This is a genomic window from Dyadobacter sp. CY345 (assembly GCF_021502725.1).
Lineage (GTDB): Bacteria > Bacteroidota > Bacteroidia > Cytophagales > Spirosomataceae > Dyadobacter.
Genome location: NZ_JAKFFS010000001.1, coordinates 1,287,788 through 1,297,728 on the forward strand (window position 1 = coordinate 1,287,788; position 9,941 = coordinate 1,297,728).

The following is a 9,941-nucleotide window of genomic DNA, read 5'->3' on the forward strand; positions in this document are numbered from 1 at the left end:
TTATCAGCTACTCTCTGGCTAGTTTTCTGACTTCGGAGAACGCTCCATGTTCAAAACGCACCAGGTTAATTCCCGGAGACAACGGGCTCAGGCTGATTTTGTTCATACCCTTTTGCAGACTGTGTATCTGTGTGACTATGGTTTTTCCTCCTATGTCCGAGATAGTCAAGTTCCAGCTACCACCTTCTAAGGTGTACACATCGACAAAAACCTTTCCATTTGACGGATTAGGATAAAAACTTCCAACAACAGCCTGTTCCACTGAGTTTTCTATGGATATGATACGAGAATATTGAAAAGAACCATCCCGATCCACCATCTTCAAACGATAGTAATTGGCAGCAACAGGAGATATGTCGGTGAAAGTGTATGCATTGAGCATTTGTCCAGAATGCGATCCGTCGGACGGCGCCCCCGCTTGCCCGGATACCGCCCCGATATGCTCGAATACTTTCGCATCCGACGAACGCTGTACTTCAAAGCGGTCAAAATTCTTCTCGTCGGAAGTAATCCATTTGAGCAGGTTCTGGTTTTCGGCAGTTTTTTTACCGGAAAAGGAGATCAGCGTGACTGGGAGCGGGTTTGAACAATCGACACCTGATGGCTGGTCACCGTCGATTTGCCAGCCTTTGCTCGTAATGAGGTCGGTGCGTGCCGCCACAGCATTGGTTCCGTAAGATCTGTCAAGAGAGCCAAGCGAAAGATCGTTTGGAGTGAGCGGATTGGCGCTCCAGCCGATCAGCGTGGCGCTATAATTATAACAGCTCAGGGCAGTGCTGGTAAGAATGTTTTCCAAATAGACGGAGGCATTTAAAGTCCATGTTCCGATAGACTGATTAAACGACGTGGCGCCACTAAACATCTCACTCATATCGGTCACTTTGCCAGTGTCCCAGTTGCCAACGGGCTGATTAAAGGCAATGGCCCCATAGAACATCCCATACATATACTCCACATTAGCCGTATTCCAAATGCCACCGGGCTGGGTGGCAACAGGTTGATTGAAAGCAACGGCTTCGTAAAACATGTAGCTCATATCGATCACTTTACCGGTGTTCCAACTGCCAACGGGCTGGTTGAAAGCAGTGGCATAATAAAACATACCGTCCATATAGGTTACATTAGCCGTATTCCAATTATCAATTGGCTGATTGAAAGCGCTGGATTCCCCAAACATGTAGCTCATATTGTTCACTTTACCGATGTTCCAACTGCCAACGGGCTGGTTAAAATCAATGGCAGAATAAAACATGCTGCTCATACTAGTAACCTGCGCCGTATTCCAGCTGCCAATGGGCTGGTTGAAAGCAGGGGCATAAGCATACATGCTACTCATATTGGTGACCTGCGCCGTATTCCAGTTGCCGATGGGCTGGTTGAAAGCAAGGGCACTTCTAAACATGCTGCTCATATCGGTGACCTGGGCCGTATTCCAGTTGCCGATGGGCTGGTTGAAGACATTGGCAGAATTAAACATGTTATTCATGGAAATGACTTTGCCGGTGTCCCAGTTGCCAATAATCCCGTCGAAAGCAATGGCACCTCTAAACATGTTGCTCATGCTGGTGACGTTACCCGTGTTCCAAATGCCGCCGGGCTGGGTGTCAATAGGCTGGTTGAACGCCCTTGCACGGTTAAACATCGCAGACATATTGGTGACCTGCGCCGTATTCCAGTTGCCAATAGGCTGGTTGAAAGCATTGGCATAAGCAAACATCGAAGACATATCGGTGACCTGGGCTGTATTCCAGTTGCCGACGGGCTGGTTGAAAGCATTGGCAAAATAAAACATGTTACTCATGGAAATGACTTTGCCAGTGTTCCAGTTGCCCACCGGCCCGTTGAAAGCAGTGGCATAACTAAACATGCTACTCATATTCGTCACGTTAGCCGTATTCCAACTATCAATAGGCTGGTTGAAAATAGAGGAACCATTAAACATGTTGCTCATATTTGTGACGTTACCGGTGTTCCAAATATCACCGGGCTGGGCGGCTAGAGGCTGGTTGAAACCATAGGTATAAGCAAACATCCAAGACATATCAGTGACCTGCGCCGTATTCCAGTTGCCGATGGGCTGGTTGAAAGTAATGGCAGAATAAAACATGTTAACCATGGAAATGACTTTGCCGGTGTCCCAGTTACCTATAATCCCGTCGAAAGCTATGGCACCGTTAAACATGTAGCTCATATTCGTGACGTTACCCGTGTTCCAAATGCCACCGGGCTGGGTGTCAATAGGCTGGTTGAACGCCCCTGCACCGTTAAACATCGAAGACATATTGGTGACCTGCGCCGTATTCCAGTTGCCAATAGGCTGGTTGAAAGCACCGGCCTGGCTAAACATGCTGCTCATATCGGTGACCTGCGCCGTATTCCAGTTACCGATGGGCTGGTTGAAAGCATTGGCAGAATAAAACATGTTATTCATGAAAATGACGTTGCCGGTGTCCCAGTTACCCACAAGCCCGTTGAAAGCAGTGGCCCCGTTAAACATGTAGTTCATATCAGTGACATTACCCGTGTTCCAAATGCCATCTGGCTGGGTGTCAATAGGCTGGTTGAATGCCCTTGCACCGTTAAACATCGATAACATATATTTCACCTGCGCCGTGTTCCAGTTGCCGATGGGCTGATTGAAAGCACCGGCCTCGTAAAACATACCGCCCATATCAATCACATTAGCCGTATTCCAGATATTGATGGGCTGGTTGAAAGTAGTAGCAATAGCGAACATACCATTCATATTAGTCACTTTGCCGGTGTCCCAGTTGTCGATGGGCTGATTGAAAGCAACGGCACCTCTAAACATCCAACCCATATTGGTCACGTTACCGGTGTCCCAAATGCCACCTGGCTGGGTAGCAATAGGCTGGTTGAACGCTCTTGCCTCGGAAAACATCCCATACATACCGGTGACCTGCGCTGTATTCCAGCTGCCGATAGGCTGATTGAAAGCAACAGCCTGGAAAAACAGGAAGCTCATATTGGTAACATTAGCGGTATTCCAGCTATCAACGGGCTGGTTAAAGGCAGTAGCAAAATTAAACATGCTACTCATATCGGTCACTTTACCGGTGTCCCATGCACCAATAGGCTGGTTGAAAGCAGTCGCACCGCTAAACATCAAACTCATATTGGTAACACCAGATGTTTCCCAGGATCCTATATTGACAGGACCGTTTAGTACAGTACAACCGCTGAACATTTCGTACATAGATGTAACCCCGCTCAGATTGGGCAGGTCGGAAGCACTAATTTGCAGGTTGGAGCAGCCCTTAAAGGCGAAGTTCATCGTTTTCCAGGCTGTTGTTCCCCACTGGCTTACGTCTGTCAGCCGGTCCTTATCAGTACCGCCGTTGATAATAATCTGACTGAAATCTATGGGTGTGATTTTGAGTTCTATGCGTGCATCATCAGGCAGGCCGGTGATGGTGGTAATGCTTACCGTACTACTTGCCGTAAAAGTCCCGGAACCAGAAGCCGTCCCTGGCGACACTTCCGCCCAGGTATATTCAACTGTTCCGGTACCGCTTACTCCAAAACTAAGCTCAGTATCTCCTGAGCCAGCAGTCGCAAGGTTCCAGTGGGTAATAAACTCGGTCTGTGCATGGGCAAGCTGGCTGAACAGCAACAGGAAAAGAATGTAAAATGTTTTCATGTTTTGAAAATTTTCGACGGTGAGAAATTAGGGAAATAACGTGGTGGCTAAAAATGTGAAATCTTTAAAATAAGGTTGATTTGTTTGCGAACTAAATGGCCTTTTGATGAGATATTTACGTAAACCATCTAGCTGCTACTATATTATTTAATCGACTTGGCGGAACAGGCTATTGTAATGTTCACCAAAAGTCAATAGGAAAGCGGGATTACGAATTATAAATCTTACAAAACCGAAACTGAGATTGTTTTAATAAAGCGTATGTCCTGACAGATTTGAAAAAACCAATATTTTTTGAAAACTAAATAAAGATGTGGCAATAGAGGACAGCAGAATGGCATGCTGGCGAAGGAGTAAAGAACGTATCATGAGGTGAGAATATTTAGGGAAAATAAATTCTGATACCTGTTTAAGTATCCGTTGGTAAATTTAGAGTTGAATAGAATTAATTCTACCATTTAGTGGTAATTAATTTCAGACTTGTCAAATAAATTTATTTAACGGTCGGTAAATATTGTTTTAAAATTTTTGACAGATTAATAGGGTTAATTTCTTTCTTTTAAACGTGATGATTTTATCGGTATCTGGTATTCAAAAGATTTAAGGGCTGGGAGACGTAACTTCCAAAAAAAACATTTTTTAAAGGTCGAAGTTGTCAACGCAACATGCTATCATACTGAATGCAAGTAAAGTGGTAACAATTCACAATTTCGAAATCTCAAATAAATCGTGAGAATTATGCTCATAAGGAGATCAGTGCCTCATAATGGAGAATCCCATGCAATACTTTGTAGATTCAATGTAGGATAATGAGGAAAATTTATCAGTGTAGGAAACAGAAGTATCCTACCGGTTTAAAACGGATAAATTATCAGATACAGAAACTTACATTTTTTGATAGGTAGTTTTAGTGAGACTTTGTTTTTCTGCAGAGCAAGCAATCTGTTAATTGGCAAATCTTGGCATGTTCAGTCCTGACACCTTCCCGGACTATTTTGATGAGCTTACAACTATGTATATACTCCGCATTTTCAAAGGGATCCATACTTACAATCTAATAAAAGGGTATGTGCAAATAATTCGTGTGAAGGATATAAATTCTTATAGTTGTTTATATTAAGTAGTATTAGAGATACATTTGCGCTTCAATAAGTTCTTTTCTATATTTTTCCAACAGAAAAAGGTTTTACTATCAGTAAATTAATAGGGAATCGTGTGCAAATCACGAACTGTCGCGCACCTGTAAGTAACATCAAAAGTTTATATCAATTATGTCCACTGGAATTCGTATCCGGTAAGGACGCATATAAATGTTACAAGTCAGGAGACTTGCCTTTTTCTTTGTTGACAATGCTTCCGCGGAATGAGGCTTGGTCAGGTTTGGTGTTTATCCTAGTAACTTTACCCTGGATCTTTGTACGCCTGGCGTATGATTTGAAACGTTTGTTCCTGTCTACTTTTTTTTCAGGCTGCATTTTTAGAAATCCTGTAAAGAGCTTTTGACACATCTAAATAATCAGTTAAAAGTATGCAAAAGCCAAAAAACTGTTTCCCGCGGATTGGAAACGTTAATCCAATTACACAAAAACAAAAGCCTGGTATTTTATTCAAATGTATTGTCCTGATTCAACTTCTAATGATCGGTACAATTGGTATTGCCCAGCATTTTGGAACAATAAAGGGCTCTATTCAAAACGAATTATCAGAACCCACCATTGGCATTCATGTTAAGCTGGAAGGTACTTCTTTCGCAACGATCACCGATGAATCCGGTCATTTTGAGATCAGGAATGTTCCTGCTGGTAGTTATACGTTTTTGGCAAGCGGAATCGGTTATGAAGCAAACAAAGAAAACATTGATATCAAAAGAAATGAGATAACACTTTTACTATACAAGTTAAATAGCAGGACTAACCAGTTATACGAGGTGGTGATCAGTTCCGGTGCTAACCGATCTTTTACTTACGTCAACAAAATTGACGTGGCTATGCGAGATATGCCCATTACTACGGCAAGAGTCTCCATAAAAACCATTGAACAGCGAGGCGCAGATGATTTGGGAGAAGCGATAAAAAACACAACTGGTGTTCGTGCAAACAATACCTACGGTGGTTTTCAGCACTTTACCATCCGTGGGTTTTCAAATTTCGTTTTATTGATTGATGGTATCCGCGATGAAAGGCATAATATTTCGACCAGCGCGCCGAATACAAACCTAGCCAATATTGAAAGCATTGAAGTTTTAAAAGGCCCTGCATCGGTACTTTTCGGCCACTCGGCTTTAGGTGGCATTATCAATATTGCCAGAAAAAGACCAACTGCTAATTTTAAAGCTGATTTTTCTGCTACTTATGGAAGTTTTAATACCAGGCGGATGCGTGCAGGCGCTGGCGGTGCTATCAGCGACAAATTATGATACCGTGTAGATTTTGGAATTTCAGATACAGACGCCTACCGTAAGTCAGGTTCAAATACAAATAATGGATATCTGGCTTTGGAATACACGCCGACGGATAAGGATTTATTCAATCTGACCGTTGGTGCAAATAAGGATATTTATGATACGGACGCTGGAATTCCAATGCTTGAAGGAAGCAAAACTATTCCAGGTTTGGATGTTAATACACGTTACAACGATCCTGCCGATTTTTTGAAAAATACGCTATTAAGAAGGAAGACTTATTTTTAACAAGGGGACCTTCCGGCGTTAACCGGCTTGATAACAATCCAATCCCCCCTTCACCATGAATCTTCTGCTTGTTTCCTTCTTTCATCTGCAGGTCAATGACCGATGAAAGCCTTCCGCCATAGCGCGCAGGAAATCTGCCTTTCCAAAAAGACACATTCTTAATGGCATCCCCGTTGAAAGTAGAAAAAAGACCAAAAACGTGGTTGGCATTGTAGACCTGGGCTTCATCGAGCAGGATCAAGTTTTGGTCGGGACCTCCACCTCGTACATATAAAGCTGTAAATCCTTCTGTGCCTTTTTGCACGCCAGGTAACAGCTGCAATGCTTTTATGACATCCTTTTCACCCAGCAGTGTCGGGACCTGTTTTATTTGAGCTATGGGTAAGCGAATGACGCTCATTTCGGCAGCTTGCGGTTCTGTCTTTACTACAACCTCATCCAATTGTCTTATTTTCTGGTTCAATTCAATGGACAGATCAATGTCAGTAGCGGAATTAATATTTCGCTCAATACCCTGATAGCCTACCGAAGAATAATAAAGGGTGAAGCTTTGATTGGATGGAATTTGCAATGAATAAAAACCGTACGCATTACTGACGACGCCCCAGGAATGATCCCGTACGCTGACAGTAACGCCTGGTAAGCTTTCAAGGCTGCCCTTCTCACGGATGTAACCGTTAACGGTTATTGATTGAGCAAAAAGAGAGGTAGATAAAAGACTAAATAGACAAATTAATGTTATTCTCACCGTGCAGGTAAAATTTAGGTATCACTGGACTACTTTTTAGCCATAAAGGATATTTTCAAACCTGGGCTGCGATCATTTTGAAGTTGAGTGGCCATCAAAATATTATCTCCCAGAACTTCCAGTGTCCATTCTCCTCCAATTATTTTCTTATAAGTATCTAACTGCTCACTCCAATTCAAATCAGTACCTACACCTAATCTGAGCCGGTATGTTTTTTTCTCCAAATCGTATAAGTAGCTTAAAGAACCATTTACATTGTTTAAAGAAAAATCACCAGCACAGAGCTCACTGCCTCTACCCTGGTCGGTATACTTGCAGGAATTCCATTTTATGTGACCAGAATTAAAAGAAAAATCAAGCGTATCTGAACCTGGTCCTTCCAGTTTAAATGAAGTTAGTGTCCAGTTAGCTTGTATCTTTTCAAACAGTGCATTAACCATTTTTTCGTCTGCACTGTCCTTTTGGCATGAAACTGTACTGATTAGTATGGAAACAAAAAGAATAAATTTAATCATAATTGGAAATTAAGGTTCGGGTTCTGTTCAGACTTTTGCTTATTGAGTAAGGTATAATACAGTTTTCAAAAAGTTAAAGACGGTATTTTAACGAAAATTATCTGGGGTAAATAACTTAAAAAAGTAACCGGAATTAAAGTTAAATTCCTATTATTTGTGGATAATATATTATTATATTAGCGGTATTCACTTGAGGTAGTACCTGGGGGTAAACTAAATAAAGGGAGAAAATACGTCACGATTTTTGCGTAGGTTTTTTTTTCTAATATGATACTGCATGTTCAATTCTCGGAAGAGATATCACTCCAATATCAGTCAAATTAAACTTCAAAGTACCAATATTTTAAAATTATTTAACCTAAGCAATAGAGGTACCTTGTAATCAAGTTGTTATTAGTATATCAAGATTCATTTTTAGAGTTAAATGGCAAATTTAGGTTCTAATGTATAAATTAAGACGAATGAAGTGAGTGAATCGGAACAAATCATCCTGCTGAACAAAGGTGACCATCCTAGTTTTGATTCGGTTTACAGGTCGCATTATACCGGTATGTACCGTTATGCATTTTTGTTTGTAAAAGATGAAGTTTTAGCCGATGTAAGTGTCCCTAAAAATCAGACAGTTTGAAAGTTGAGAAAAACACTTAATTTTACCAAGCGTTTGGTATCTTTGTACATAATATTTATCATGTAAATTACTTTGTTAAGCGCCTTATTAAGCTTCTATTTTAGTAGAATGTTTTTGATTACAAACATAAATAAACATTATCACGAATTCTTTTGGGGGTTATCAGTGATTAGCAGTCGGCTTTCAAATTAACTCATTGACTATTTTTAAGCTGAATGCCATTAACAAAAATTGCCTTAAGTTTAAATTCATGATAACTTCTTGACTACGAAATGTACATCTTGTATATTCAGCGAATATTTCTCACTTCAAAGAGTAACTGCATTTCTTAACGGTGATTATTTCCGATTAAGAATGCAGTTTTCGGCTTGCATAGAATTAATGATTATTGACTAGAAATAATAATCCATAACCACTAGATAATGTATTAAATTATCTTATAAAGGTCGGATCGAGAGTTCTTGGAAGAGAATTACAAAAGAGAATTGAGGACTTTAATAATGGTGTGGATACTGTTGGTTTGTTCAAGCAATTAGGAATGATGCCGGTACCGACCGGCGAGTAATTGATTGTAAATGAACTTATAAGGAATATTTACTGGATTTCATTTTAACCACCGAATCAAAAGTCTGTGACACTGGATAGATTTTATTTATAATTATCAAACTTCGGTGCCCTTATCAGACATTTAGGGAGGCTTCTCAAAACACACCCAATTTATAATCTATGTCGACTACGCAAAACAAATTATTGCCAAATATTAAAATACCGCTCAGTCTGATAAATGTTGAATATAACAGAACAGGTTCTCTTGATTAAGTTTCATTCGAATATAGAATAATATTGGAAGTTAAAGAAAGAATACTTAGCATTGTTATAGCAATTGGTTGTAAGGGGTGACAGGTATGGATAAGGAGCTAGCGGGACGAATTTTAATAGTAGATGATAACAAAAGCTTTGCAGAGATAACGGCAAAGCTCTTTAGAATGATCGGCTACGAGGTAGTTGTGCGTTACACTGGAGCAGAAGGTTATGCAGCTGCCCGCGATTTACAGCCTGATGTCATACTTTTAGATCTGGGCATTCCATATATTGATGGTTATGAAGTTTGTCGAAAAATTCGCCGGCACTTCTGGGGAAAGAAGATCCATATTATTGCCCTGACAGGTTATAGCGCTGACAGTACAAAGAAATATACAGTAAGAGCTGGATTTGATAAGCATGTGACAAAAACAACTTCATTCACCGATCTCGAGCTGGCAACCAGACAAGGTATACCGTAATAACTATATTTACATAGGCTTTTGCAATCATATAAGATGTTCTTTCTAAACAGTTTAAGAATTGTTTAGTTAGGAAATTTTATAGACCTCTATTCTAATCCTGCCACGCGTTGTCACTTTTTACATAATGCAATACAGAACCAAAGATGGGGACCTTGCATTTCATTCATATATTCGAAATCTACAAAATTATCTTGCTCCATTTTATCCCTGAGGCTAAAGATGCCCCCCTCCTTGCATTCAGGGTTAACAAGGCCTCAGGAATTCCCAACGCTTTTTGAGGCTGAAATCCAACGATATAGCGATGGCACTGTTTTATTATTAGTTAGTCATTCTTCCAATTCCTGCTGGAATTTAAATCTAACCATCAATAGCATCTGATCAAGGCCTGTACTGCGTGTTAAATTATCAGTCACT

Annotated in this window: 6 protein-coding genes and 1 riboswitch; of the genes, 3 read left to right on the forward strand and 3 right to left on the reverse strand. The window is 40.7% G+C overall.

The features are described 5' to 3' along the window. Positions 1 to 7: 7 nt before the first annotated feature. Positions 8 to 3,661: a BspA family leucine-rich repeat surface protein gene (locus L0657_RS05415; protein ID WP_235149395.1), complete on the reverse strand. Its 3,654-nt coding sequence runs from the start codon at positions 3,659 to 3,661 to the stop codon at positions 8 to 10. 1,164 nt (positions 3,662 to 4,825) lie between these two features. Beyond that, positions 4,826 to 5,013: riboswitch (cobalamin riboswitch) on the forward strand. Positions 5,014 to 5,297: 284 nt separating this feature from the next. On the opposite strand from L0657_RS05415, the gene L0657_RS05420 reads away from it, so the two are divergent. After that, positions 5,298 to 6,077, forward strand: a complete 780-nt coding sequence (locus L0657_RS05420) for a TonB-dependent receptor (RefSeq protein WP_235149396.1) — start codon at positions 5,298 to 5,300, stop codon at positions 6,075 to 6,077. Between the two features lie 202 nt (positions 6,078 to 6,279). Here the strand turns inward: L0657_RS05420 and L0657_RS28030 are convergent, their stop codons facing one another. Continuing rightward, positions 6,280 to 7,098, reverse strand: a complete 819-nt coding sequence (locus L0657_RS28030) for a carboxypeptidase-like regulatory domain-containing protein (RefSeq protein WP_235149397.1) — start codon at positions 7,096 to 7,098, stop codon at positions 6,280 to 6,282. A gap of 29 nt (positions 7,099 to 7,127) precedes the next feature. Beyond that, positions 7,128 to 7,613, reverse strand: a complete 486-nt coding sequence (locus L0657_RS05430) for a hypothetical protein (RefSeq protein ID WP_235149398.1) — start codon at positions 7,611 to 7,613, stop codon at positions 7,128 to 7,130. Between the two features lie 466 nt (positions 7,614 to 8,079). Here L0657_RS05430 and L0657_RS05435 point away from each other — a divergent pair, with 466 nt between their 5' ends. Together L0657_RS05435 and L0657_RS05440 are read left to right on the forward strand one after the other, a co-directional pair. Next, positions 8,080 to 8,241 carry a hypothetical protein gene (locus tag L0657_RS05435; protein ID WP_235149399.1) on the forward strand — a complete coding sequence of 54 codons (162 nt, stop codon included), beginning with the start codon at positions 8,080 to 8,082 and terminating at the stop codon, positions 8,239 to 8,241. A 905-nt stretch (positions 8,242 to 9,146) separates the two neighbouring features. Further along, positions 9,147 to 9,524: a response regulator gene (locus tag L0657_RS05440; RefSeq protein ID WP_255717747.1), complete on the forward strand. Its 378-nt coding sequence runs from the start codon at positions 9,147 to 9,149 to the stop codon at positions 9,522 to 9,524. Positions 9,525 to 9,941 lie beyond the last annotated feature (417 nt).

Excerpts from the sequence above, each read along its gene's own strand:
- L0657_RS05415 (WP_235149395.1), bottom strand. The coding sequence starts at position 3,661 with ATGAAAACATTTTACATTCTTTTCCTGTTGCTGTTCAGCCAGCTTGCC.
- L0657_RS05420 (WP_235149396.1), top strand. The coding sequence starts at position 5,298 with ATGATCGGTACAATTGGTATTGCCCAGCATTTTGGAACAATAAAGGGC.
- L0657_RS05430 (WP_235149398.1), bottom strand. The coding sequence starts at position 7,613 with ATGATTAAATTTATTCTTTTTGTTTCCATACTAATCAGTACAGTTTCA.
- L0657_RS05440 (WP_255717747.1), top strand. The coding sequence starts at position 9,147 with ATGGATAAGGAGCTAGCGGGACGAATTTTAATAGTAGATGATAACAAA.